Genomic DNA, 25,040 nt, shown 5'->3' with positions numbered 1-25,040 from the left:
CACCTATTTGTCATACTAAATAATATTAATCTTTCTTCTCTCTTGCTTTTCTTTCCATAAAATTTATTAAGCCCCTCTATGATAAAATTGTCTCAAACTTATTTAAATATAATAAAAGGTCGCAGCTATGTTTCATAAATTATTGATAGCCAACAGAGGTGAAATAGCCGTAAGAATTATCAGAGCATGCAATGATCTTGGTATAAAATCTGTTGCTATTTATTCTAAAGCCGACAGGGACTCACTTCATGTAAAAATGGCTGATGAAGCTTATAAAGTCAGTGATGACCCGCTTCAGGGATATCTAAATCCGCAAAAAATCATTGATATCGCGCTTGCGAGCAGAGCAGAAGCTATACATCCCGGATACGGCTTTCTTGCAGAAAATGCGGATTTTGCCAAGATGGTCGAAGAGGCCGGACTTACGTGGATAGGTCCCAAAAGCGAAGTCATAGCTAAAATGGGCGACAAGAACGAAGCAAGAAAACTAATGATAAAAAACGGTATACCGGTAGTTCCGGGAACGGAAAATATAGCCGATGTTCAAGAAGCTATACAGTTTGCCCAGAAATATGGATACCCGGTAATTGTAAAAGCTACAAGCGGCGGCGGAGGAAGAGGGCTGAGAGTTGCATATAACGAAAAGGAGCTCGTTGAAGGGGTCGATGCCTGTAGACGAGAAGCTATGGCTTTTTTCAAAGATGACAGCGTTTTTGTCGAAAAATATGTGGAAAACCCAAAACATATAGAGTTTCAGATACTGGCCGACAATTACGGAAATATAATACATCTAGGGGAAAGAGACTGCTCAATTCAAAGAAGGCATCAAAAACTTTTGGAGATTGCGCCAAGTCCTTCTATGAGTGATGATCTAAGAAAAAGAATGGGCGCGGTAGCCGTTGCTGCCGCCAAAGCAGCAAAATATACAAATGCAGGGACTGTGGAGTTTCTGGTCGACGAAGAGAAAAATTTCTACTTTATGGAAATGAACACCAGAATACAGGTTGAACACTGTATAACAGAAGAGGTTACAGGTGTTGACCTTGTTGTTCGCCAGATAAGGATTGCTGCCGGCGAAATTCTGGAACTGGATCAGACAGATATCAACTTCAGAGGTTTTTCTATAGAAGCGAGGATAAATGCCGAAGATGTTTTTAACGACTTTAAACCCAATCCCGGAAAAATAACAGCATATTATCCCGCTTTGGGGCCGAATGTAAGAGTAGACAGCGCGGTTTTCAAAGACTATACGATACCTCCACATTATGACTCGATGATAGCAAAACTTATCGTAAGGGGAGCAAGCTATGACCTTGCCGTAAGAAAACTCAGACGCGCACTGAACGAGTTTACGATAAGGGGAGTGAAAACAACTATAGAGTTTTTGAAAAATATTACCAATGATAAAGATTTTAAAAAGGGTGATTTCGATACTTCCTATCTTGAAAACAAGATAGAGTCTTTGTTGCCTGAAATCGAAAAAGACCCCAAAGATCTTGCTGCTGCCATTGCAGCGGCGATTGCTGCGAAATATGGTTTTTAGTGCCATTTAAGCAAGATTTTAGTAAACTTAGCCCTCAAATTAAAATATTAAGAAAGGATTGTTTAGATGAAAAGAACATATCAGCCTCATAATACAAGAAGAAAAAGAACACACGGTTTCAGAGCCCGAATGAAGACAAAAAACGGCAGAAAGATCATCAATGCCAGAAGAAGAAAAGGCAGAAAAAGATTGGCGGTATAAAAGAGTACGAACCGCTTAAAACAAGCGGTGAATTTAACTTTATCTATAAAAAAGGTAAAAGCTGCCATACTCGCTATTTCGTTCTCTTTTATAAAGAGAACGGAAAGAAAAAAGTCGGTTTTGTAGCGAGTAAAAAGGTTGGAAGCGCAGTAAAAAGGAATCGGGCAAAAAGAAGACTAAGAGCCCTTTTTGCCCAATATAGTGACAATCTCAAAAACGGTATGTATATACTTGTCGCCAAAAGCGCACTTTTGGAAGCAGATTTTTCAAAGCTCAGACAAAGCTTTGAAAATATCTTAAAACGAGAAAAACTTTTGGAAAAGATATGAGAAGAGTTTTCATATCTTTGATAAAAATTTATCAGAGATTTTTTTCTCTTATCTCTCCCGGAAGCTGCAGATATTATCCGACATGTTCGGAGTATGCCAAATGGGAGATAGAAACCAATAATCCTGTTTTTGCAGTTGTTGCAATTGTACTCAGGATACTTAGATGCAACCAGCTGTTTCCCGGAGGAATAGACTATCCGGTTGTATACAGAAAAATTGATAAGATTTCAAAATATAACAAAGAGATGAAAATTCTTTACTGGCTGGTTCCCAAAAAGAGGAGTAAAAACCTTTTTTTTGTGATAAAAAATTTTAAAGAATTTGAAACTAAAGATCAAAGGCAGCAACGTGTTTGAAAAAATGAGTGCTAATCAAAGAGTTGTTTTGGCTACAGTTTTATCTTTGGGGGTATTTTTGGCATATGACTATTTTTTCATGCCAAAAGAAAATCTTTCCAGTTCCAAAAACGAAACGAAAACCGAACAGACAAAACAGATAGAAGCTCCAAATCAAAATATCAGCAAAACAGTGTCTAAAAGTACGGAAAATACAAATATTTCCAATAAATCCTCTTCATCCTCAGCCAAAAAGCTTGTAGAAATTGATTCAAAACATTTTAAGATGGAAATCGATTCGTTGGGAAGAGTTTCTCAGGTTATTTTGAAAGATAAAAAATTCAAAACAGAAAACGGCGAATTTATAAAACTTTTTGATCAGAAAAAACTTCCTAAACCGTTAGAGATAAGATTTGTAGATGAGAATCTAAACAGCGAAGCTTTTAAAGTACATTACTCTGCCGATAAAAAGAGTGTTACCATAAAAGACGAGCCTGTGGAAGTTACTCTTGTTCAAAAACTCTCCGGCGAAGAGGTAAGAAAGAGGATAAAAATATATCCTGACGGTCACTATGATCTATATGTAGAACTTCAAAATAACAGCAAATACTTTATATCTCCGGGCTTTAGACCAAATGTAAGAGTTGACGGATATACTTTTCACGGCGCTCTTATAAAAGAAGCTGATGACACCATCACAATGATAGATGACGGAGATGCAAAAGGAACTGAGAGTTTTAGAAAAGCCAAAATCGCTGCTGCAGTTGATAGATATTATACGACTTTTTTCTATGATTTGAAAAACGGACTCAATGTGATTATTTCAAAAGATGAAGAAGAAAATCCCATTATTTTTGTGGAAGGTGGTAAAGATTTTAAAGCCGGTGGTTTTATAGGTCCCAAAGAGTACAATCTTCTAAAGAGTATAAATCCAGAACTTACCTCTGTTATAGAGTACGGATTTTTCACTTTCATAGCAAAACCGATTTTCAAAATACTACTTTATATCTATAATGCGGTTGGGAACTGGGGATGGGCAATTGTTGTTATTACTATTCTTATTAGAATAGTTCTTTTCCCTTTAACGTTCAAGGGAATGATCTCTATGCAAAAGCTTAAAGAACTTTCACCGAAGATAAAAGAGATTCAGCAAAAATATAAAGGCGATCCGCAGAAAATGAATGCCCATATGATGCAGCTATACAAAAAGCACGGCGCAAATCCTATGGGCGGATGTCTGCCTCTTTTGCTTCAGATCCCAGTTTTCTTTGCGATATATAGAGTTTTATTAAACGCTATAGAGCTCAAAGGTGCACCTTGGATACTCTGGATACATGATTTGTCGGTAATGGATCCATATTTCATCCTGCCGATACTGATGGGTGCAAGTATGTATATACACCAAAGAATAACACCGACCAACTTTACAGACCCGATGCAGGAGAAAATATTTAAATATCTTCCGTTGATATTTACATTCTTCTTTGTAACATTCCCTGCTGGTTTGACGCTGTATTGGTTTGTTAATAATGTACTTTCAATTATACAGCAGATCATTGTCAACAAGATGTTTGAAGCGAGGAAGAAGGTTTCAAAGGAAAGCCATGACTAAAAAAATAGAGGCACCAACTTTAAAAGAAGCGTATTCAAAAGCAGCTCAGGAATTAGGTTGCTCCATTATGGAACTTGAAGTAGAGATAATACAGAATCCTTCAAAAGGTTTTTTGGGCTTTGGCAAAAAGAATGCAATAATTCTTGCAAAATGTAAAACCGAAAAGAAAGAAGAGCAAAAGAGCGAAGAATCTCCTGTTTTGAAAAAAGAAGAGATAAAAGCCAAAACAGCAGAGGAGATTCGTAAAAGTGAACAAAAACCAAAGACTGAAAAAAGAGTGGCAGAAGTAAAAAGAGCTGCCGAGAAAATCCAAAAGCCTGCTAAAAGTCTTAAAGCCGAAGGTGAAAAACCTCTTATTGAGAAAAAAGAGATAAAGAGACAACCACCCGTGATAAAAAATGATATGTTTGAAGATTTTTACAAAGAGACAAAAACTATAAATGATATTGCGCAAGAGATAGAAGATGATATAAATTCACTATTTAAACAAGCCTGTTTTGAGATAGATAAAATCACCGTAACTCCATATGATGAAAAAACGGTTTTAATAGAATTTAACGGAAAAGATGCCGCATTGCTTATAGGAAAAGAGGGGTACAGATACAAAGCACTCTCTTATATTCTTTTTAATTGGATAAATTCAAAATATGACCTTCAAATAAGACTTGAAATCGCAGAGTTTCTAAAAACGCAGGAAGAGATGATAAGAAACTATCTCAAACCTCTTATAGAAAATATCAAAAAAGAGGGTAAAGGTCAGACAAAGCCTCTTGACGGTGTACTTGTACAGATAGCATTAAGAGAGCTTAGAAGTGAATTTCCGGAAAAATATGTGGCTATAAGAACAAACAGAAACGGAGATAAATTCATTCTTGTAAGTGAATTTAACAAAAAGAATGGACAGCAATGATACAATAGCCGCTATTGCGACTGCACACGGTATCGGATCTATAGCTATTGTAAGAGTCAGCGGCAGTAACGCACTTCCGATTGCAGAAAAATTATCGAAAAAGAGAGATTTCAAGCCTAGATTTGCTACGCTAGCCACTCTTTATGACAGTCATGATGAAATAATAGACGAAGCCATCATTATCTACTTCAAAGCCCCGCACTCTTTTACAACCGAAGATGTTGTTGAGTTTCAGTGTCACGGAGGAGTTGTCGTTGCAAATAGGATTTTAAACGAAGTGCTGAATCTCGGAGCGAGACTTGCAAATCCAGGAGAATTTTCTAAAAGAGCGTTTTTAGGCGGCAGAATAGATCTGACCGAAGCGGAAGCTATTGCAAAGATTATAGAGGCCAGAAGCGAAGATGCCGCAAAAATTCTTGCAAGGCAGCTTAAAGGTGAGCTTAAAGATTTTGTAGAAAATATAAGAGAAGATCTTATCAGAATATTGGCATATACGGAAGTAAATATCGACTATGCTGAAGAGGATCTTCCTGAAGATATGATTGAGCGTATAGAGAGTCAGTTGAAAGATATAGGCGAAAAATTAGAAAAAACAGTTGAAGCAAGCAGAAGAAGAGCAGGGCTGCTTGAAGGTTTCAAAGTCTCCATAATAGGAAAGCCCAATGCCGGCAAAAGCTCGCTTCTAAATGCATTGCTCAGTTACGAGAGAGCAATTGTAAGCGAAATTGCAGGAACTACCAGAGATACAATAGAAGAAAGTATAAAAATAGGCACGCATCTTGCACGAATAGTTGATACTGCCGGCATCAGAGAAGCCAAAGACGAAATAGAAAAAATCGGAATAGAACGAAGCATCAGAGCAATTGAAGAGTCAGATATCGTTATAGCCATGTTTGATGGCAGCAGTAAGGCTTCTAGCGAAGATATGAAAATAATTGAGCTTTTGGAAAAATACGAAGATAAAAAAGATATAATCGCAGTTATAAACAAATGTGATCTTAAGCAGAAATTTGATGAGAGATTGATAGAAAAATTTGAACCTCTAAAAATTAGTGCGAAAAAAGATATAAAACCTCTTGTTGAAAAAATGGAAAAGATACTTAGCACCTATTCTTCGACAGAAGAGATACTTTTGGTATCGAGCAGACAGATAAAAGCGGTCGAAGAGGCTTCAAAAGCGGTTTTGGATGCAATAGAACCTCTTTCGCGTCAGGAGCTGGAGATATTTGCATATCATATAAACGATGCTATAAAAGCTATTGCATCCATAACCAGACCCATGGCTTCAAGTGAGCTTCTGGACAAAATGTTCGGTGAATTTTGTCTTGGCAAATAGATCAAACCGTGTTTATACGGCCTTTTCGAGGAGATTTTAAAAGTGAAGGCAGCGGCAATCGATATAGGTCTTAAAAGGATAGGCATAGCTATATCACCTGACGGAAAGATTGTACTACCTCTAAAAGCGGTATTAAGAAAGAACAGAAAGCAGGCTGCAGCCGATGTGAGCCGAATTTTAAAAGAGTACGAAATTGATATACTGATTGTAGGAGTACCTGTTGGAGGGAGCAGCGAGGAGGAGATGAGAAAAAGAGCTCACCATTTTGCATCATTGCTTGATTTTGACGGAAAAGTCTATTATCAAGATGAGAGCTTTTCAAGCAAAGAGGCGCTGGAGCGTACACGCGGTATAATTAAACAAAAAAGAGACGGCAGGATCGATTCTCTTGCTGCACAGATTATACTTGAGAGATGGCTGGAAGAAAACAGAAAATGATTGCACGCGGATTTAAAGGAAAATATTTTTCACTTGCTGCCATTCAGGCTACGGTAAGCGAAAAGAAAATTGCTGCACTTTTTTCAAAAGCAAGAAGATATATTTATATATTGCAAAACTACTGCAAAAGCGGCGAAGAAGATATTGAAGAGCTTCTAAACGATCCGCCCGGGCTTTTTTCATTTGTCTCAAGAAAACCTTGTTATTGCAATCTTTTTTTTACCTGTAAAGCCCACCGTGCTTTAAAACTCTCTAAAATCAAAAAACCCCCTATCTGTCCCTGCAGAAAAACAAAAACAGGACTTGCACCTCCATTAAAATTTTTTCTTTTCACTTTTTCACTTGTTAAAAATTAAAATAATGGAGGAGAATATGAGATATATTCACGGTTTTCCAAGAATAGGAGAACAAAGAGAACTTAAAAAAGCGCTTGAAAACTACTGGAATAAAAATATAAACAGAGATGAGCTTCAAAAAACGGCAAAAGAGCTTAGAATAAGACACTGGAACTATCAAAAAGATGCCGGTATCGACTATATATCGAGCAATGATTTCAGTTTTTACGATCTGATGATAGATACTATTGTTATGATGGGAGCCGAACCTGCAAGATACAGAGATATCGAAGATTCCTTTGAGAGGTATTTTGCAATGGCAAGAGGAGACAGTAAGCATAAAGCTCTGGCAATGACAAAATGGCTCAATACCAACTATCACTATTTTGTGCCTGAAATTGAGCCTGGACAAAAATTCAGCCCTAATACGGAAAAAATAGTTTCTGAATATACGGAAGCAAAAGAGAACGGTATAAAGACAAAAATAAACCTGATAGGACCTGTAACTTTTTTAGATTTTGCAAGAGGTACAAAAGGGAATGATCCTTTGGACGAGCTTGAGAGTGCGGTAGAAATCTATGCAGAAATTTTAAGAACGATTTCCAGACTCGATAAAAATATAACTGTTCAGTTTGATGAACCCGCTCTTGTCAAAGACCCTTCGAAAAAGATGTTGAAAGCTTTGGAATCAGCATACTCAAAGCTATCAAATATTGCCGGAAATATCGATATATTCGTTTCTACCTATTTCGAACATGCAAACGAAGCGGTCGATGTTCTGGTAAATACTGATATAAAAGGAATAGGACTCGACTTTGTATACGGTCCTAAAAATCTTGACAGTGTGGAAAAAATCGCAAAAAGCGGGAAATTGTTGATTGCCGGAGTTGTTGACGGAAGAAATATATGGGTAAGCGATATCGACGGCAAAGTGGAGTTTTTAAATAAGTTGCCTATTGAAAAAGAGCAGGTGATAGTTTCAAGCAGTTGTTCTTTGCTTCATGTCCCCTATACTCTCAGATATGAAGAGAAGATGGATAAGAATGTAAAATCTTGGCTGAGTTTCGCTCTGGAAAAACTGGATGAGCTTCGTATTATAGACAAGCTCTACAGAGGCGAAACACTAGGTATCGACGAAGAACCGTACTTAAAAAACAGAAAAGTGAACAAAACCAGAAAAAGCTCCGTTCAAATTCACTCTTTGAGTGTCAAAGAGAGATTGGAGAGTCTTACATATACTCAAAAAGAGCGTCAAATGCCGGCGCCCCAGCGTTTGAAAATTCAGCACGAAGTTTTGAAATATCCGATTCTCCCTACAACTACTATCGGAAGTTTTCCGCAGACTGCAGAAGTTAGGAAACTCCGAAAAGATTTCAAAGAGGGCGCAATCGGTGAAAAGGAATATAAATCGAAAATCAAAGAGTTTATAGACTACTGTGTAAAAGTCCAGGAAGAGGCGGGACTTGATGTTCTTGTTCACGGAGAATTCGAACGTAACGATATGGTTGAGTATTTCGGCGAGATGCTTGAAGGTGTAACGTTTAGCCAGAACGGATGGGTTCAAAGCTATGGCAGCAGATGCGTAAAACCTCCCATCATATTCGGCGACATTAGCCGTCCCAAGCCGATGACAGTGGAGTGGATAACATATGCACAAAGCAGGACCGAAAAAATTATGAAAGGGATGCTCACAGGCCCTGTCACTATGCTCAACTGGTCATTTGTAAGGGATGATTTACCAAAAGAGACAGTTTATAAACAGATGGCTTTAGCTATTGCGGATGAAGTTGCTGACCTACAGGATGCCGGTATAAAAATTATTCAGGTGGACGAGGCCGCTTTCAAAGAGGGCTATCCGTTAAGAAGCGAAAACAGAGCTCAATATGAAAGAGTTGCAGTCGAAGCATTTAAAATCTCTACTGCTGTGGCAAAACCCGAGACCCAGATTCATACGCATATGTGTTACAGTGATTTCAATGATATTATGCCTACTATTGATGCTATGGATGCCGATGTGATAACAATAGAGACTGCCAGAAACGGCAACAGACTTCTTGAAGCTTTTAAAAACTACAACTACCAAAAAGAGGTAGGGGCGGGAGTTTATGATATTCACTCGCCTAGGATCCCTAGTGTAGAAGAGTTGGAAAAAGAGATAGCGGATAGACTATCCGTCTTTCCTGCTTCCAAACTCTGGGTAAATCCTGATTGTGGCCTTAAGACCAGAAAATGGGAAGAGGTTATCCCTTCACTTGAAAATATGGTAAAAGCAACGAGAAACATAAGAGCCAAAATCGTGACTCTTTAGATTTGACGGAGTAGCTATGCTACTCCGTCCATTATCACTTAAAGAGTTCTATTATATGATATAATGTATTTGTTACAAAAAATTAAAAGGAGGAAAAGATGTCTAATGTAGTAAAGGTGATTGAAGTCATCTCCCAGTCTGAAAAAAGTTGGGAAGATGCGGCTCAAAATGCGATAGATGAAGCATCGAAAAGTATCCATGACATTAAATCGATCTATATAAAAGATATGAGTGCAAAAGTAGAGGACAACAAGATAACACAATATAGAGTAGTGGCAAAAATATCTTTTGTAGTCAAACACTAATAGTGCTGTTCGTTTTGCTTTTTTGACTGTTTTTCTCTGTAAGATCTTTTATAACGAAACTTTTCTATTTAAGAATTAAATTTACTTTTTTTCAATAAAATAATTAAACCTTATATTCTTAAATTATGAAGAAAGTTGATGACGAACAAAAATATTGACAGAAAATTTGAGGGAAAAGAGAGAAGAGAATGCAGATATATAGCACCTGTTGTTTTTCTTTTTCTTCAGACAATTTTTCTTTATGAGATATCTTCTATTTTGAGTCTCTCATGGTACTGGAGTGAATGGAATATAATCGGCAAAACAGTTTTTATAATGGGTATGATTTACTTTTTCTATCGCTTTATAGTTGTTATTGAAAGCAGATGTTTTGAAAAGAAAGATGAGAGAGTCAAAACCATCAGAAACAGATGATTTTGACTGTATATATTATTTTATGTATGCTTTTAAAATTTTCTGATCTTCAATAGGCCTGTCCCATCTGTCAGTTTCGGCAAATTCTATTTTTCTTACCACATCCATTCCATTTTTTACATAGCCAAATATTGTATATCCGCCATTAAGCCATGGAGTCGGTTTTGTTGTTATAAAAAACTGGCTTCCATTTGTATTTGGTCCTCTGTTTGCCATTGCTACTATTCCAGGTTTGTCAAATATAACATTGGGTGCAAACTCATCTTCAAAGGGTTTGCCCCATATAGATTCTCCACCTCTACCGGTTCCTGTAGGGTCACCGCCCTGTATCATAAAGTTTTTTATAACTCTGTGAAAAATGATACCGTTATAGTAGCCGTTCTTTATATGAGTTGAGAAATTTTCAACAGCTTTCGGAGCAATATCAGGTCTTAGTTCGATTTCAATCGTACCCTGGTTTGTTTCGAGTACAGCTATAGGAAAATTTTCGGATGCATAAATCATAGAGAGGGTCATAATCAATATAGCAAAAAACTTTTTCATATAAATCCTTTTACAGCGGCCGCAAAGAAGCGACCGGTTATCTGCCCAACTTTTCTTCGATTTTCAAAATTGTAGGCCATGTTGAAAGTACGGAGTCAGGGTTCAAAGATATTGATGTTATGCCGTTTTCTACCAAAAACTCTGCAATTTCCGGATAATCAGAAGGTGCCTGCCCGCATATTCCTACATATTTACCCGCTTTTTTACATGAACTTATAGCCATCTCTAACATTCTTTTTACTGCTTCATTTCTTTCGTCAAATATATGGCTTACGAGCTCGCCGTCTCTGTCTACACCGAGAGTCAGCTGTGTAAGGTCGTTTGAACCTATGCTAAATCCGTCAAAATCTTTAAGGAATTCGTCTGCAAGTATAACATTGCTCGGAAGTTCACACATGACATAGATTTCAAGTCCGTTTTCTCCCTGAATGAGTCCTTTTTCTCTCATTATTTCAAGGACTTTTCTTCCTTCTTCAGGAGTCCTTACAAACGGTAGCATAAGTTTCATATTTGTAAGGCCCATCTCGTCTCTGACAATTTTGAGCGCTTCGCATTCCCATTCAAAAGCGGGTCTGTAAGTCTCGCTGTAGTATCTGCTTGCGCCCCTGTATCCAATCATGGGGTTTTCTTCATGTGGTTCATACTCTGCGCCGCCGACCATTCTTTTATATTCATTTGATTTAAAATCGCTGGTCCTGACGATGACTGGATCTGGATAGAAAGCTGCCGCTATCATACCGACACCTTCTGTTATCTTTTTTATAAAGAAATCTTTAGGATTTTCATATCCGCTCATAATATTTTCGATGGCCTCTTTGTCCAACACATCTTCTTTGCCGTTATACATATCCACAAGAGCAAGAGGATGGGCTTTGATATAATTGTTTATGATAAATTCCATTCTTGCAAGACCCACACCGTCACTTGGAATCTGGGCAAAAGCGAAAGCGCGCTCTGGATTACCCACATTCATATATATTTTTGTTTTAGGTTTTTCAAGAGAACTCAGGTCGATAGTTTCTACTTCAAACGGGAGTCTGCCTTCATATACATAACCTTCTTCTCCTTCGGCACAACTGACAGTTACTTCCATACCGTCTTTTAAAACTTCAGTCGCTCCGACTGCACCCACAATCGCCGGAACGCCTATTTCTCTGGCGACGATTGCAGCATGGCAGGTTCTTCCCCCTCTGTTGGTAACAACCGCTGCGGCTTTTTTCATAGCAGGTTCCCAGTCAGGATCGGTATTGTCAGTCACAAGGATTTCACCTTCCTGGAATTCGTTTATTCTTTCGAGCGATTCTATTACTCTTACTTTTCCGGCTCCTATCTTACCGCCGACCGCTTTTCCAGATACAAGCACTTTTTTATCTTTCGGATCGGCTTTTAAAATATATTTTTCAAGTACCTGGGCTTCATGTTTCATCTTTTGGCTCTGAACTGTTTCGGGTCTTGCCTGAACTATAAAAAGGTCCCCGCTTACGCCGTCTTTTGCCCACTCCATATCCATAGGTCTGTATTCACCGGCTTCTGCGGAGTAGTGTTTTTCTATAATAACTGCGTATTTTGCAAGTTCCAAAACCTCCTCATCGGTAAGAGAGAAACTTTTAAATTCCTCTTCGCTTGTAGGTACGTTATGTGTAGGATGTTCGCTTCCGGGAGCAGAGTAGACCATTTTTATATGTTTGTGTCCCAGCTGTCTTTTTAGTATCGGTTTCTTGCCTTCTTCCAAAGTGGGTTTGAATACGTAAAATTCATCAGGATTTACTGTACCTCCGACAACATTCTCGCCAAGCCCCCAGCTAGAAGTGATAAATACTGCATTTTTAAATCCGGTTTCTGTGTCGATACTGAACATTACACCGCTTGAAGCTTTGTCACTTCTTACCATTTTCTGTACACCCACAGAGAGCGCAACCTGAAAATGGTCAAATCCTCTTGAGGCTCTGTAGCTAATAGCTCTGTCGGTAAAAAGTGATGCAAAACAAGATTTGACATAGTGTATAAGCTGTGATTTTCCCTGAACATTCAGATAAGTGTCCTGCTGTCCTGCAAAAGAGGCATCAGGAAGGTCTTCTGCTGTTGCAGAACTCCTGACTGCCACATCCGCCTCTTCCATTCCATATTCCTGGCTCAGTTTTCTGTATGCTTCGAGTATCTCATCCATCAGGTCTTTTGGAAGAGGTGTTCCGAATATCATCTCTCTTATCTCTTTTGCTCTGATTCGTAAAACACCAATGTCTGTTGTATCAACATCTTGCAAAAGCTCTTTGATTTTTTCTCTAAGACCCGCACTGTCAAGCAGATACCAGTATGCATCGCTTGTAATTGCAAAACCGTTCGGTACTTTTATGCCCATAGGAACAAGTTCCTGATACATCTCACCAAGGCTGGCATTTTTTCCGCCCACAAGCGGTACATCTTTATTGCTAAGCTCTTTGAAGAATTTGATATACTTCATTGCTGAAAACTCCCATCGATTTTAGTTGGCTAATTATACTCAAACAAAAATAATTTATATCTTATTTAGCACTTTTTTTGTAAAATTCTTCAAAGATTTTTGCGAAGGGATTTTTATGGAGGATTTACAGGATATTCTGAAAGCTCATAAACTCTCACTTGAAGATTATGAACATATAAAAAAAATACTTGGAAGAGAACCCAATCTTGTAGAAATTGGAATTTTCAGTGCGATGTGGAGCGAGCACTGCAGCTATAAATCTAGTAAAAAATATCTTAGAGGCTTTCCCACTAAAGCGCCTTGGGTTATACAAGGTCCCGGTGAAAATGCAGGTGTTATAGATATCGGTGACGGAATTGCCGCGGTTTTCAAAATGGAGAGCCATAACCATCCAAGTTTTATAGAACCGTATCAGGGAGCCGCAACCGGGGTTGGAGGAATACTTAGAGACATCTTTACCATGGGAGCAAGGCCTGTTGCAAACCTGAACGCTTTGAGATTCGGAGAAGTCAAAAGAGATGATGAAATCGGAGCACATCAAAGATATCTTGTCAGAGGTGTCGTAGCCGGAATAGGTGGATATGGAAACTGTATGGGAGTTCCGACAGTAGGAGGAGAGACAACCTTTGACAAGTGCTATAACGGAAATATTCTCGTAAATGCTTTTACACTCGGTATCTGTAAAAAAGATGAAATTTTTTACGGGCGTGCCGAAGGTATAGGAAACCCTGTCATATACGTGGGGAGCAAAACAGGTCGCGACGGGCTTGGCGGAGCCGTAATGAGCTCTGACAGTTTTACCGAAGAGAGTAAATCATTAAGACCTACCGTTCAAGTGGGAGACCCTTTTACTGAAAAACTTCTTCTGGAAGCATGTCTTGAACTTTTTAAAACCGATTATGTTGTAGGTATTCAGGATATGGGTGCTGCAGGACTTACATCAAGTTCATTTGAGATGGCCGGTAGATCCGGGAGTGGTATGAAGATGTACCTGGACAAGGTGCCTATGAGAGAAGAGGGGATGACACCATATGAGCTTATGCTTTCCGAGTCACAGGAGAGAATGCTGATATGTGCCAAAAAAGGTACCGAAGATAAAGTTATAGAGATTTTCAAAAAATGGGAGCTCGATGCAGAGGTGATAGGAGAAGTTACCGATACAGGGGTAATGGAACTTTACTGGCATGGGGAAAAAGTTGCCGAAATTCCTGTTGATCCTGTCAGCGAAGAGGCGCCGGTTCTTGACAGACCGGTCAAAAGACCTGCTTATCTTGACGAAATAAAAGAGGTAAGTATCGATACTGTAAGGAGAGTTGAAAATCAGGAAGCCTTCGAAAAACTTATCCACTCTTTAGAGGTTGTTGACAAATCATGGATATATGAGCAGTATGACTCCATGGTACAGACTAACACCGTCAAAAATGCCGGTTCCAACGACGCATCTGTAATAAGAGTAAAAGAGAACAAAAAAGCTATAGCTCTCAGCAGTGACTGCAATCCGAGATATTGCTACATAGACCCGAAAGGTGGAGCTGCGGCGGCAGTGATGGAGAGCGGAAGAAACGTGGCAATGAGCGGTGCCCAGCCTTTGGCGATAACGGACTGTCTGAATTACGGAAACCCTGAAAATCCTGAGGTGATGTGGCAGTTTGCACAGGGATGCGAAGGTATAAAAGAGGCCTGCAGCGCTCTTAACACTCCTGTCGTGAGCGGGAACGTATCTTTGTATAACGAAACAAACGGAGTAAGCGTATACCCTACACCTACAATCGCAATGGTAGGAGTGAACGAATCTCAGGAAAAGGTTTTGCCTTCATCTTTTCAGGATGAGAATGATGTGGTATATCTTATAGGCGATACCGAAAAAGAGTTTGGCGGAAGTCTCTATTTCAAAGAGCTTTTTGATATTGTTGCCGGTGAACTTCCGAAAATCGATTACGAAAAAGAGCTGAAACTCTGGAAATTTGTAATCGAAGGAAACAAAAGAGGGCTTTTGAAAGCTGCAAAAGATGTGGGAGTCGGCGGTATAGCGATCAGTCTTGCAAAGATGGCGGCTGTTGGAGATAAGGGGTTTTTGGGTAACTTCTGTTTTGAAGATAGTAGATTGATATTCAGTGAAACATTTAGCCGGGCTCTCGTTGAAATTGATCCGAAAAATATGCACGCTTTAGAAGAGTTGGCAGCAGAAATAGGAATTCATGCCGTTCCACTCGGTACGATAGGCGGAAACAGATTCACTCTTTGCGATATAGAAATGGATATGGAAAAACTGAAAGATATCTATTTCAATACATTCAAAAAAGAGATAGAAAGGGATCTGTAAAAGAGGGGGTTCCCCTCTTTAGAGATATCCTTTCTCAAATCGGTTTGGAAGACTGGAGTTTTTTTACAATTTCAGGATTTTCTAGTGTGGAAATATCCTGAGTTATCTCTTTGCCTGCAGCTATGGCTTTGAGTATCCTTCTCATTATCTTCCCGCTTCTTGTTTTAGGCAACCCTTCGGTAATAACGATATAGTCCGGTTTGGCTATTGGTCCTATCTCCTTAGTTACGACTTCTTGTGTCTCTTTTTTGAATTTTTCCGGATCGGTTATTTTTTCTTTGGGAACGATAAATGCAAATATAGCTTCTCCTTTTATTTCATCAGGTTTTCCAACAACAGCAACTTCCGCTATTTTTTCATATTTTGCTATGGCTGATTCTATCTCCATAGTTCCAAGCCTGTGTCCGGAAACATTTATGACATCGTCCGCTCTTCCCATTATCCAAATGTATCCGTCTTCGTCGATTCTGGCATCGTCGCCTGTGAGATAAATATTGTCCTTGAAACTGAAATAGGTTTTTTTGTATCTCTCAGGATCCCTCCAGATGTTTCTGATCATACTGGGCCACGGTTTTGTTATGCACAAGAATCCCCCTTCGTTGACTTTTGCTTTTGTGCCGTCTTCCAGGAAAACTTCCGCAAAGATTCCGGGAAGAGGTTTTGTAGCAGACCCCGGTTTCATAGGAGTCGCTCCCGGAAGAGGACTTATCATATGCCCTCCGGTTTCAGTCTGCCACCAGGTATCTACTATAGAGCATCTGCCGCCTCCTACTGTTTCGTAGTACCATATCCATGCATCCGGATTTATCGGTTCTCCCACAGTTCCAAGTATTTCAAAAGATGAGAGGTCATATTTTTTTGGTTCGTCAGGAGCCAGTTTTTTCAAAATTCTGATAGCGGTAGGTGCTGTATAAAATTTTGTAACTCTGTGTTTTTCTGCCATTTGCCACCATCTTCCGGCGTCGGGATATGTAGGCACTCCTTCGTACATCACTGTTGTTGCACCGCAAGCAAGAGGTCCGTAAACGATATATGTATGTCCGGTTATCCAGCCTATATCGGCTGTACACCAGTATATATCTTCCTCATTTATATCGAATACCCACTCCATAGTCATTTGTGCCCATAGTATAAATCCTCCTATAGCATGCTGTACACCTTTAGGTTTTCCTGTACTGCCGGATGTATAAAGAATAAATGCTATATCTTCGCTGTCCATGATTTCGGCTTCGCAGATATCCGGCATATTAGGAACAAGCTCATGGTAAAAATAGTCTCTGCCCTTTGCCATATTTATGGATTCGTTGTTTCTTTTTACAACAAGAACGGATTCTATAGTCTTACAGCCGTTTGCCAAAGCTTTATCAACAAGGGGTTTGAGCATATAAGGTTTTCCTCTTCTATATCCACCGTCTGCAGTTATGACCATTTTGGCACCTGCATCTTCTATCCTGTCTTTTAAAGCTTCAGCTGAAAAACCTCCGAAAACAACGGAATGTATTGCACCGATTCTGGCACAAGCCAACATAGCTATGGCAGCTTCGGGTATCATAGGCATATAGATGACGATACGGTCGCCTTTTTTTATACCGAATTTATGTTTCAGGAGATTGGCGACTCTGTTAACTTCGCCGTATAGTTCTTTGTATGTTATTTTTCTTATATCTCCCGGCTCACCTTCAAAAAGAATAGCCGTTTTCTCTCCTCTTTTTTCAAGATGTCTATCTAGACACTGCTCTGTAATATTGAGTTTTCCGTTTATAAACCATTTGTAATGGGGTGCTTCGGAATCATCGAGAACTTTTTCATAAGGTTTAAGCCAATTTATTTTCTCTTTTGCAAAATAATCCCAAAAGCCTTCGAAATCCTTTTCTGCCCAGGCGACCAGTTTTTCATACTCTTCCATACTTTTTATATTGGATTTGGCCGTTATTTCCGGATTTGGATAAAATATCCTCTCTTCACGCAGGACTGATTCGATCATGATATCTCCTTTAGGGCATCTTTATTTCATCATATTTTTCGCAAGCAAAATCATATTTTTATCCAACTGGTATCTGTTTTCACTCACCTCTTTTGAATTGATATAGCCGAATTTTCTGTTTTTATAAACTACTATTGTATCTTCGTTTTTATTGAGAATACCGTCTAGTGCAAAAGACATAAATTCATATGCCATAAGTCTGTCGAAAATTGTAGGGCTTCCACCTCTTTGTATATGTCCCAGAATTGTGAGCCTGCTTTCAAAACCGATTTTTTCTTCAAACCAATTTTTTATATCTTCCGATATTTTCAAAGCTTCGGAAACTATGGCAATAAAATAGTTTCTACCTTTTTTGATCTCTTTTTTGAATTTTTTTTCCAAAGAATTCAGATCATATGACGCTTCCGGTATCAGACACATTTCGGCACCGCTTGTAAGAGCACTTATAAGGGCAAGATATCCGCATTCTCTTCCCATTGTCTCTATAACAAACGCTCTGCTGAAAGATGCCGCAGTATCCCTGATATTGTCAATAGAATGCCTTATAACATTCAGCGCCGTATCAGTACCAAGACAATAGTCTGTACCATATACATCATTATCGATCGTTGCCGGAATTCCTGCAAAATTGATTTCAAATTCTTCTTTTAGAATCTGACAGGCTTTAAACGATCCGTCTCCGCCAAGTACAACAACAGCTTCTATCTCTTTTTTTTTGAGATTTTCAAATGCCTGTTTTCTATATTTTTTTTCATAAAATCTTTTTGATCTTGAAGATCTGATAATTGTTCCGCCTCTGTGAATGATACCGGAAACATCCGTATACTCTGCTTCTTTTATATGACCGTCTATCATTCCTTCAAGGCCATCGTAGATAAAAAAGGGTTTTATATTTTTTTCAAAAGAGTATTCTACAAATCTTTTAATAGCCGGATTCATTCCGGAACAGTCTCCGCCAGAACACATAACAGCTATATTCATGTGGGCTCCTTTTTAGCACCGCTAAAACAAATTTTAGCTAAAATTCCAAAAATATATTTTAAAGCCCATACATAAGGGTAGATGAAAAACAGAAAAAGGATAGTTATGAGAGCGCTGCTTAGTGTTAGCGATAAGAGCGGAATTGTCAAATTTGCAAAAGAGCTGATAGATCTTGGCTATGAGATAATAAGTACCGGCGGTACATGGAGAACTTTAAAAGATGCGGGTCTGGAAGTTACCGAAATCAGTGAAATTACGGATTTTCCGGAATGTTTCGAAGGGAGAGTAAAAACGCTCAATCCATACGTTCACGGAGGTATTTTATATAGAAGAGATAAGATTGACCATTTACAGGAGGCTAAAAGACTGGGAATAGAGCCTATAGATATTGTCTGTGTAAACCTCTATCCATTTAAAGAGACCATCAATAAAACCGATGATTTTGAAGAGATTATAGAAAATATAGACATCGGCGGACCTACAATGGTCAGAAGCGCCGCAAAAAACTTTGAAAGTGTGATTATTGTAACCGATCCAAAGGATTATGATAAAGTTGTGGATGCCCTGAAAAACAGAAAAAACAGTCTAGAGTTCAGAAGAGATCTTATGATAAAAGCTTTCGAACACACGGCCGCTTACGATTCGATGATAGCAAACTACATGAATGAAAGATTCAATAAAGGATTCGGAAACAGACAATTTATCGTTGGAGAGAAGGTTTTTGATACAAGGTATGGAGAAAATCCTCATCAAAAAGGGGCTCTTTATCAGTTTGAAGATTTTTTTTCAAAATATTTCAAACCTCTCAAAGGCGAAGCGAGTTTCAATAACCTTACAGATATAAACGGGGCGGCAAAAATAGCTGCGGCATTCGGGAAAGAGCCGGCTGTTTGTATTGTAAAACACGGAAATCCTTGCGGATTTGCCATAAAAGAGACACTCAAAGAGAGCTATACGGAAGCTCTCAAATGCGATCCGGTATCTGCTTTCGGTGGTGTGGTTGCTATAAACGGAACGCTTGATAAAGAGCTGGCTGAAGAGATAAACAAAATTTTTATTGAAGTTGTTATCGCTGCACGTGTAGAGCCTGATGCACTGAAAGTTTTTGAAAACAAAAAAAGAATCAAGATTTTCGAGCAGGGAACGGATTATCTGACACTTGCAAACGACAAGTACGATTTCAAGCATATAGAAGGCGGTTTTGTTTATCAAAATGCCGACAAAGTTACAGATGAAGAGATAAAAAATGCGAAACAGGTCAGCAAAAGAGCCGCAACAGAGCAGGAGATGAAAGACCTGGAAATCGCATATAAAGTTGCGGCTCTCACAAAATCAAACTGTGTGGTATATGTTAAAAATTCTGCTATGGTAGCAGTCGGAATGGGAATGACAAGCAGGGTAGATGCAGCAAAATGTGCTCTTAAAAAAGCCGAGGAAGTGGGACTTGATGTGAGTGGTTCGGCGATGGCAAGCGAGGCGTTTTTCCCTTTCAGAGATTCGATAGATGCAGCGGCAAAAGCAGGCGTAAAAGCGGTGATAGAGCCGGGAGGCAGCATCAGAGACGAGGAGGTTATAGAAGCAGCTGACGAACATGGCATAGCTCTCTATTTTACCGGTGTGAGACACTTTTTGCATTAATTGTCGCAAAGAGTGGGCCATAAACAAAAATTTGGTCCACTCTGTAAAAATCAAATACCCTTTTCAAGCTGTCTGGAGTGCCAAACTGTTTTGTTTGTCATAAAAAGCGAATCCCAATTTGTTTATTTTGGCAATATACATAGCTTCATCTGCATTTTTCAAAGTATCTGAAATTTTGATTTTTTCATTATTCTTTTTACAATAGATTCCGATACTTGCTGATAAAAAAGAGATTTTATGTGTAAGGTTGTATGGTTTTTCCAGCTCTTTGATTATTTCAGTTGCTACTTTTTCTAAAAAACTTTTATTACAGCTATTTATAATTATCGCAAATTCATCACCGCCGAGTCGTGCCAGAAAAAATCCCTGTTTTTCGAATATTTTCAATCTTTTCCCGACTTCTTTCAGTATCTGATCGCCAAAATCGTGTCCATATTTGTCGTTGGCCTGTTTGAAATTATCCAGATCAATAAAAAGAAATGCAAATGTTTTGTTATTGTTTATCATTTTATCGATTTTTGTAAGCAGAAACGCTCTGTTCGGCAGCATTGTCAAAGAGTCATGGAGCGCAAAAAATTCTGTTTTTTTAAGATCTTCTATCAATTTGTTGTTTTGTTTATGCAGCCTGCGAACAAGAATAAAATAAAAAAGAGGCAGAACAAACAGGGAAAACAGAAAGCCTGAACTTAAAAATGGTTGGCTACGCCAATAATCGCTAAAATAAAAAACTGTGCAAAATCCCAATATGCCTGTAATTGTGGCTATATAAAGATGTTTTTCTCCAAATCTTAAGCCGTTGCCTAAAATGATCCATAAATATAAAAAATAGAAAAAACTTCCAACCTCGCCGGCTGCAATCATTCCTATTGAAACTGCGGCTATATCAGAAATTATAACTGCAAGTTGTCTATAAAAACTGCTTTGAGGTTTTTTGTATATCCAAATTGCATGAATAATAGAGTATATGAAATAGAGAGTTGCAAGAGAGAAGACAAATATGTATTTTTCTTTCAATAATTCCAAATAGCTAAGAATTGATAAATATATAATTACCAATAATGAATATAGGATTCTTGCAATTGCCTGGGAAAACTCTTCGTTTTTAGTTTTGTAAAGATTTCTGTATATATTTACAAATTTGTTATAAATATTTTATCCTTTATAACATATTGATATATAAAATTAATAGACAATATTAACATAAAACTTTTAGCCTTTATATAAAAACCCAACTTTTTTTATATTTTTTCTTCTACGGTGAATCATTTTAACGTATAGTCGGTTTCTTCTGGTAACATGAAGTAAATTGTTGCTTTATATAAAAGGTGCGGTTTTAAACCGGACTTGACAAAAAAACAGTTTCATGATGAAATGTCGTTTGATGATTGTGGCGGACTTGAATTGAAATAGCAAGAAAGAGAGTCTAAAGCATCGAATCAGCTGAATTTAGAAGTATTGGTAAAAAATGAAACTTAACAAGATAGAAAAATTAAAATTAGAATTAAAACCCTGTGACTATTATAGTAAGTTAGATACTCTAAATCACAACGGTCTGACAGAAGCAGACAGATTTTATCTGAAAAATTTCGGCATATATAATACGAAACTAAGCCCAGAAACATTTATGCTGCGTCTTCGCATACCTGCCGGAAGGATAGAAATCTCGAAGCTGAAGATGGTTTTGAGTCTGGCAAAAAAACACGATGCCAGAATTATCCTCACTTCAAGGGCGCAGATGGAGCTGCATGGTTTAAGTTTTTGTTCCGTTTTGGAAATCCATAAAAATTTGGAGAAAAACGGTATCACATCCTGGCAGACGCTTACGGACAACTTTAGAAATATAGTCACAGACCCCCTGGATGGAGTAGAGCAGAGCTGTCGCTTTGAAGTCTATCCGATTATTTTAAAGATGCAGGAAATTTTTTTAAAAAATCCCGAATTTGTAGGAATGATTCCCAGAAAATTCAATACCGCAATCAGTGCAAATTCTAAAAACATCACCTCCTTTTTCGGAAACGACTGCTATTTTGCCCTGGCCCAAAAGGATGGAGTGACAGGGTTTAATCTATATCTTGGGGGTAAAAATCTCGAAATTGCAAAAAGTGCAGATATTTTCGTAAAAAAAGATGAAGTTCTGCCACTTTTCGAGGCTATCGTAAAGGCGTATAAAAAGTACGGCCTTAGAGAGAACAGGACAAAGGCGAGGCTTTATCATCTTTTGCAGCTTATAGGTATCGAGGAATTTAAAGAGAGAATAGGGGAGTTTTATAAAAAGGAGTTTATAAAAGCAGGTACTCTGTTATCTGAAAAATATAAAGAAAATGAAGACTGGTTTGTTCTAAATAACGGCTCTTTTGCATATAGATTCAAAAGCAGATACGGGGAGATAGATATCGAAACTTTTGAAAAAATAGTTCAGTTTGCAGAACAAAATGAGTGTGAAGTTAGAATAGGAACAGATCAGAATCTATATATTATCGGACTGGGAGAGAGATATTTTCCTTTGGAATCTTTGTCTCAAAATGAAAACATCCTTGCATGCGCCGGAAGCAGATACTGTATATTTTCTCTTTTCGATACTAAAAAAGAGGCAGATAGATTAATATTAGATGATATTAACAGACTTGGCATCAAGATAGGCTATAGCGGCTGTCTTAAGGGTTGTGCGAGACATATACTATCAGATATCGGTTTTGTTGGGATACGAACGAACCTGTTCGGGAAAGTGGAAAGGGGAGTGAGACTCTATCTTGGTGGACTCTATACCAAGGCAGAGGCCGCTGCGAGGATGATATACTGGGCTGTGCCGCTTAGAAAACTAAACTCCGTTTTGAGTGTGATACTTGATGAATTTGAAAATAGCGGCTTTTTAGATTTCGAAGAATTTTCAAAAAATATTTTGAATAGTTACTCTTCAGAATTTCTGGCTTTTTGGTTTCTGGCCAGACTCTATACAGATAAAAAAGTCTATCTGAAAAGCAATGAAAAAAATCTTTTGCTTAATTTCAAAGAGTTCGATTTCTATACCCTGATAGAAGAGGACTTTTATGAAGCCATAAAATATCTTGAAAAAAGCCTATATATTGAAAGCAACCTTTAAATTTTATATATCTTCACTAAACTTTCTTGAATAGAACTATTCAATTTGGTAAAATTTCAATAAAAAAAACGAGGAGGTCAAAAGTGGCAAAACACCATTTCGAAGCTGAAGTCAGCAAACTTTTGCAACTTATGATCCATTCGCTCTATTCGCACAAAGAGATTTTTTTAAGAGAACTCATATCCAATGCTAGTGATGCACTGGATAAACTTCACCTGCTCACACTCACTGATGAAAAATTCAAAAACATCTCTTTTGATCCAAAAATCACTATTACTATTGATGAAGTTGAAAAGCGGCTAATTATCAGTGACAACGGTATCGGTATGGATGATGTTGATTTGGTAGAAAATCTGGGAACTATTGCAAAAAGCGGAACAAAAGAGTTTCTGGAGAGTTTGAGCGGTGATGCGAACAAAGATGCTCAGCTTATAGGACAGTTTGGAGTAGGATTTTACAGTGCATTTATGGTAGCTGACAGGATAGAGGTGATTAGCAAAAAAGCCGGTGACAAAAAAGCCTGGATTTGGAGAAGCGAAGCCGGAAATGAATATGAGATAGATGAAGCCACCAGAGATACACAGGGAACCGATGTGATTCTTTATATCAGAAAAGAGGATGAAGAGTATTTGAGTGACTGGAAGATAAAAGAGGTTGTAAAAAAATACTCAGACCATATTCCTTATAAAATATTTTTGAAACTTGCACAGAAGGAGCCAGAACAGATAAATAAAGCAAGCGCTCTTTGGAAGCTATCGAAAAATGAGATAACCGAAGATGAATATAAAGAATTTTACAAAACTATTGCCCACGACGATAATGACCCTCTTTACTGGATTCATACAAAAGCTGAAGGTACGATAGAGTATACAACCCTGTTTTATATTCCTTCGAGCAGGCCATTTGATCTGTTCAGGGCAGATTATCAGTCTGGTGTAAAACTTTATGTAAAAAACGTATTTATTATGGATGACGATAAAGAGCTGTTGCCTGTTTATCTGAGGTTTGTCAGAGGTATCATCGATGCAGAAGACCTGCCGCTTAATGTAAGCAGAGAGATATTACAGCAAAATATTGTTTTGTCAAAAATCAAAAAGGCTTCTACCAAAAAGATTTTGAACGAACTTAAAAAACTTAAAGAAAAAGATAAAGACAAGTATCTCAAATTTTGGGAACTTTTTGGCAGGGTTATCAAAGAGGGGCTTATTGCAGATTTTGAAAACAGAAAACTTCTATTGGAACTGTTACTGTTTAAGACCTCAAAGAGCGATGAATATATAGATCTCAAAACATATGTCGAAAGAATGAAGCAGGACCAAAAAGGTATCTATTATCTAGTAGGTGAAGAAAATCTGAAAGATTCTCCTTTATTGGAACGCTTTAGAAAAGAAGATATTGAGGTGCTTCTTTGCGAAGATGAGATAGATAGTTTTGTAATGCCTGCTTTGGTTCAATACAAAGAGAAAACATTCAAGTCCATCTCCAGTACTGAAGTAGACGAAGATTTTGAAAAATCAGAGATAGATGAGAGCAGATATAAAGATCTTTTGGAAAAAATAAAAGAGATTTTAAAAGAGGATGTAAAAGAGGTCAAGATCACCTCCAGACTCACCGAGTCTCCTGCAGTGCTTGTTTTTGACAAAGACGACCCTGAATTTCAGATGTACCAGATGATGAGGCAGATGGGACAGTTTGACGCAAAAGAGCCAAAACCTGTTTTAGAAATAAATCCTGAACATGAAATTTTTGGCAAAATGGTACTTTCTAACGATTTTAGTTTAGTTAGTGAAGTAGCTACTGTGATCTACAATGAGGCAAGGCTGTTAGAAGGAATGAAAATAAAAAATGTAGGCGATTTTGCAAAAGCTATCAATACTCTTGCGGCAAAAGCTGTTTCATAGGCTTTTGCCTTTTGTAAAAGAATACTTTATAATTCATTAGTTT

General features: G+C 38.0%; 21 protein-coding genes. 16 read left to right on the top strand and 5 right to left on the bottom strand.

The window, feature by feature from the left end:
- Window positions 1-127: 127 nt before the first annotated feature.
- The 12 genes from EPR_RS04935 (at window position 128) to EPR_RS04880 (ending at window position 10,066) form a co-directional block, all read left to right on the top strand.
- Complete coding sequence (locus tag EPR_RS04935) at window positions 128-1,543, top strand: acetyl-CoA carboxylase subunit A (RefSeq protein ID WP_200762152.1); 1,416 nt, start codon at window positions 128-130, stop codon at window positions 1,541-1,543.
- Between the two features lie 66 nt (window positions 1,544-1,609).
- Window positions 1,610-1,744 (top strand): 50S ribosomal protein L34, encoded by a 135-nt coding sequence (gene rpmH / locus EPR_RS04930; protein WP_200762151.1) that lies wholly within the window; start codon window positions 1,610-1,612, stop codon window positions 1,742-1,744.
- Window positions 1,732-2,073 (top strand): ribonuclease P protein component, encoded by a 342-nt coding sequence (rnpA, locus tag EPR_RS04925; RefSeq protein ID WP_200764167.1) that lies wholly within the window; start codon window positions 1,732-1,734, stop codon window positions 2,071-2,073. The genes rpmH and rnpA overlap by 13 nt, the downstream gene beginning before the upstream one ends.
- On the top strand, window positions 2,070-2,429 hold the full coding sequence (gene yidD, locus EPR_RS04920; RefSeq protein WP_200762150.1) for a membrane protein insertion efficiency factor YidD: 360 nt from the start codon (window positions 2,070-2,072) through the stop codon (window positions 2,427-2,429). Before rnpA ends, yidD begins: the two co-directional genes overlap by 4 nt.
- A gap of 4 nt (window positions 2,430-2,433) precedes the next feature.
- A complete protein-coding gene (gene yidC / locus EPR_RS04915; protein WP_200764166.1) occupies window positions 2,434-4,020 on the top strand; it encodes a membrane protein insertase YidC in 1,587 nt (528 codons plus the stop codon).
- Window positions 4,013-4,930, top strand: coding sequence for a Jag N-terminal domain-containing protein (locus EPR_RS04910; protein ID WP_200762149.1), 918 nt, complete (start codon window positions 4,013-4,015; stop codon window positions 4,928-4,930). Before yidC ends, EPR_RS04910 begins: the two co-directional genes overlap by 8 nt.
- Window positions 4,917-6,266 carry a tRNA uridine-5-carboxymethylaminomethyl(34) synthesis GTPase MnmE gene (gene mnmE / locus EPR_RS04905; protein ID WP_200762148.1) on the top strand — a complete coding sequence of 450 codons (1,350 nt, stop codon included), beginning with the start codon at window positions 4,917-4,919 and terminating at the stop codon, window positions 6,264-6,266. The genes EPR_RS04910 and mnmE overlap by 14 nt, the downstream gene beginning before the upstream one ends.
- Before the next feature lie 42 nt (window positions 6,267-6,308).
- Complete coding sequence (gene ruvX, locus EPR_RS04900; RefSeq protein WP_234697076.1) at window positions 6,309-6,704, top strand: Holliday junction resolvase RuvX; 396 nt, start codon at window positions 6,309-6,311, stop codon at window positions 6,702-6,704.
- Window positions 6,701-7,060, top strand: a complete 360-nt coding sequence (locus EPR_RS04895) for a hypothetical protein (RefSeq protein WP_200762147.1) — start codon at window positions 6,701-6,703, stop codon at window positions 7,058-7,060. The genes ruvX and EPR_RS04895 overlap by 4 nt, the downstream gene beginning before the upstream one ends.
- 16 nt (window positions 7,061-7,076) lie before the next feature.
- Entirely contained in the window at window positions 7,077-9,347 is a 2,271-nt protein-coding gene (gene metE, locus EPR_RS04890) for a 5-methyltetrahydropteroyltriglutamate--homocysteine S-methyltransferase (RefSeq protein WP_200762146.1), read from the top strand.
- 98 nt (window positions 9,348-9,445) lie between these two features.
- Complete coding sequence (locus EPR_RS04885; RefSeq protein ID WP_200762145.1) at window positions 9,446-9,652, top strand: dodecin family protein; 207 nt, start codon at window positions 9,446-9,448, stop codon at window positions 9,650-9,652.
- Window positions 9,653-9,790: 138 nt separating this feature from the next.
- Window positions 9,791-10,066, top strand: a complete 276-nt coding sequence (locus tag EPR_RS04880) for a hypothetical protein (RefSeq protein ID WP_200762144.1) — start codon at window positions 9,791-9,793, stop codon at window positions 10,064-10,066.
- 15 nt (window positions 10,067-10,081) lie between these two features.
- Here the strand turns inward: EPR_RS04880 and EPR_RS04875 are convergent, their stop codons facing one another.
- Complete coding sequence (locus EPR_RS04875; RefSeq protein WP_275944504.1) at window positions 10,082-10,609, bottom strand: peptidylprolyl isomerase; 528 nt, start codon at window positions 10,607-10,609, stop codon at window positions 10,082-10,084.
- A gap of 37 nt (window positions 10,610-10,646) precedes the next feature.
- Window positions 10,647-13,070 carry a pyruvate, water dikinase gene (ppsA, locus tag EPR_RS04870; protein WP_200762143.1) on the bottom strand — a complete coding sequence of 808 codons (2,424 nt, stop codon included), beginning with the start codon at window positions 13,068-13,070 and terminating at the stop codon, window positions 10,647-10,649.
- 115 nt (window positions 13,071-13,185) lie between these two features.
- Here ppsA and purL point away from each other — a divergent pair, with 115 nt between their 5' ends.
- Entirely contained in the window at window positions 13,186-15,393 is a 2,208-nt protein-coding gene (purL, locus tag EPR_RS04865) for a phosphoribosylformylglycinamidine synthase subunit PurL (RefSeq protein ID WP_200762142.1), read from the top strand.
- A 34-nt stretch (window positions 15,394-15,427) separates the two neighbouring features.
- On the opposite strand, the gene acs is transcribed toward purL, so the two are convergent.
- Window positions 15,428-17,377: an acetate--CoA ligase gene (acs, locus tag EPR_RS04860; RefSeq protein ID WP_200762141.1), complete on the bottom strand. Its 1,950-nt coding sequence runs from the start codon at window positions 17,375-17,377 to the stop codon at window positions 15,428-15,430.
- Between the two features lie 21 nt (window positions 17,378-17,398).
- Complete coding sequence (locus tag EPR_RS04855) at window positions 17,399-18,358, bottom strand: 6-phosphofructokinase (protein ID WP_200762140.1); 960 nt, start codon at window positions 18,356-18,358, stop codon at window positions 17,399-17,401.
- A gap of 105 nt (window positions 18,359-18,463) precedes the next feature.
- Between EPR_RS04855 and purH the strand changes: the two genes are divergently transcribed.
- Window positions 18,464-19,996: a bifunctional phosphoribosylaminoimidazolecarboxamide formyltransferase/IMP cyclohydrolase gene (purH, locus tag EPR_RS04850; RefSeq protein WP_200764163.1), complete on the top strand. Its 1,533-nt coding sequence runs from the start codon at window positions 18,464-18,466 to the stop codon at window positions 19,994-19,996.
- 63 nt (window positions 19,997-20,059) lie between these two features.
- Here the strand turns inward: purH and EPR_RS04845 are convergent, their stop codons facing one another.
- The gene (locus EPR_RS04845) at window positions 20,060-21,010 is read right to left on the bottom strand and encodes a GGDEF domain-containing protein (RefSeq protein WP_200762139.1); all 951 of its coding nucleotides are present in this window, start codon (window positions 21,008-21,010) and stop codon (window positions 20,060-20,062) included.
- 451 nt (window positions 21,011-21,461) lie between these two features.
- Here EPR_RS04845 and EPR_RS04840 point away from each other — a divergent pair, with 451 nt between their 5' ends.
- Window positions 21,462-23,096, top strand: a complete 1,635-nt coding sequence (locus EPR_RS04840; RefSeq protein WP_200762138.1) for a nitrite/sulfite reductase — start codon at window positions 21,462-21,464, stop codon at window positions 23,094-23,096.
- Window positions 23,097-23,179: 83 nt separating this feature from the next.
- Window positions 23,180-24,997, top strand: coding sequence for a molecular chaperone HtpG (htpG, locus tag EPR_RS04835; protein WP_200762137.1), 1,818 nt, complete (start codon window positions 23,180-23,182; stop codon window positions 24,995-24,997).
- Window positions 24,998-25,040: the final 43 nt, after the last annotated feature.

The organism is Nitrosophilus alvini, assembly GCF_015100395.1.
In the GTDB taxonomy this organism is placed as follows: domain Bacteria; phylum Campylobacterota; class Campylobacteria; order Campylobacterales; family Nitratiruptoraceae; genus Nitrosophilus; species Nitrosophilus alvini.
This window is presented reverse-complemented; position numbering and strand designations above follow the sequence as displayed.

Coding starts and splice junctions, on each gene's coding strand:
- yidD (WP_200762150.1), top strand. CDS start 2,070: ATGAGAAGAGTTTTCATATCTTTGATAAAAATTTATCAGAGATTTTTT.
- purL (WP_200762142.1), top strand. CDS start 13,186: ATGGAGGATTTACAGGATATTCTGAAAGCTCATAAACTCTCACTTGAA.
- EPR_RS04840 (WP_200762138.1), top strand. CDS start 21,462: ATGAAACTTAACAAGATAGAAAAATTAAAATTAGAATTAAAACCCTGT.
- EPR_RS04885 (WP_200762145.1), top strand. CDS start 9,446: ATGTCTAATGTAGTAAAGGTGATTGAAGTCATCTCCCAGTCTGAAAAA.
- EPR_RS04895 (WP_200762147.1), top strand. CDS start 6,701: ATGATTGCACGCGGATTTAAAGGAAAATATTTTTCACTTGCTGCCATT.
- yidC (WP_200764166.1), top strand. CDS start 2,434: ATGAGTGCTAATCAAAGAGTTGTTTTGGCTACAGTTTTATCTTTGGGG.
- EPR_RS04935 (WP_200762152.1), top strand. CDS start 128: ATGTTTCATAAATTATTGATAGCCAACAGAGGTGAAATAGCCGTAAGA.
- EPR_RS04875 (WP_275944504.1), bottom strand. CDS start 10,609: ATGAAAAAGTTTTTTGCTATATTGATTATGACCCTCTCTATGATTTAT.
- purH (WP_200764163.1), top strand. CDS start 18,464: ATGAGAGCGCTGCTTAGTGTTAGCGATAAGAGCGGAATTGTCAAATTT.
- ppsA (WP_200762143.1), bottom strand. CDS start 13,070: ATGAAGTATATCAAATTCTTCAAAGAGCTTAGCAATAAAGATGTACCG.
- acs (WP_200762141.1), bottom strand. CDS start 17,377: ATGATCGAATCAGTCCTGCGTGAAGAGAGGATATTTTATCCAAATCCG.
- rpmH (WP_200762151.1), top strand. CDS start 1,610: ATGAAAAGAACATATCAGCCTCATAATACAAGAAGAAAAAGAACACAC.
- EPR_RS04855 (WP_200762140.1), bottom strand. CDS start 18,358: ATGAATATAGCTGTTATGTGTTCTGGCGGAGACTGTTCCGGAATGAAT.
- EPR_RS04910 (WP_200762149.1), top strand. CDS start 4,013: ATGACTAAAAAAATAGAGGCACCAACTTTAAAAGAAGCGTATTCAAAA.
- metE (WP_200762146.1), top strand. CDS start 7,077: ATGAGATATATTCACGGTTTTCCAAGAATAGGAGAACAAAGAGAACTT.
- EPR_RS04880 (WP_200762144.1), top strand. CDS start 9,791: ATGACGAACAAAAATATTGACAGAAAATTTGAGGGAAAAGAGAGAAGA.
- mnmE (WP_200762148.1), top strand. CDS start 4,917: ATGGACAGCAATGATACAATAGCCGCTATTGCGACTGCACACGGTATC.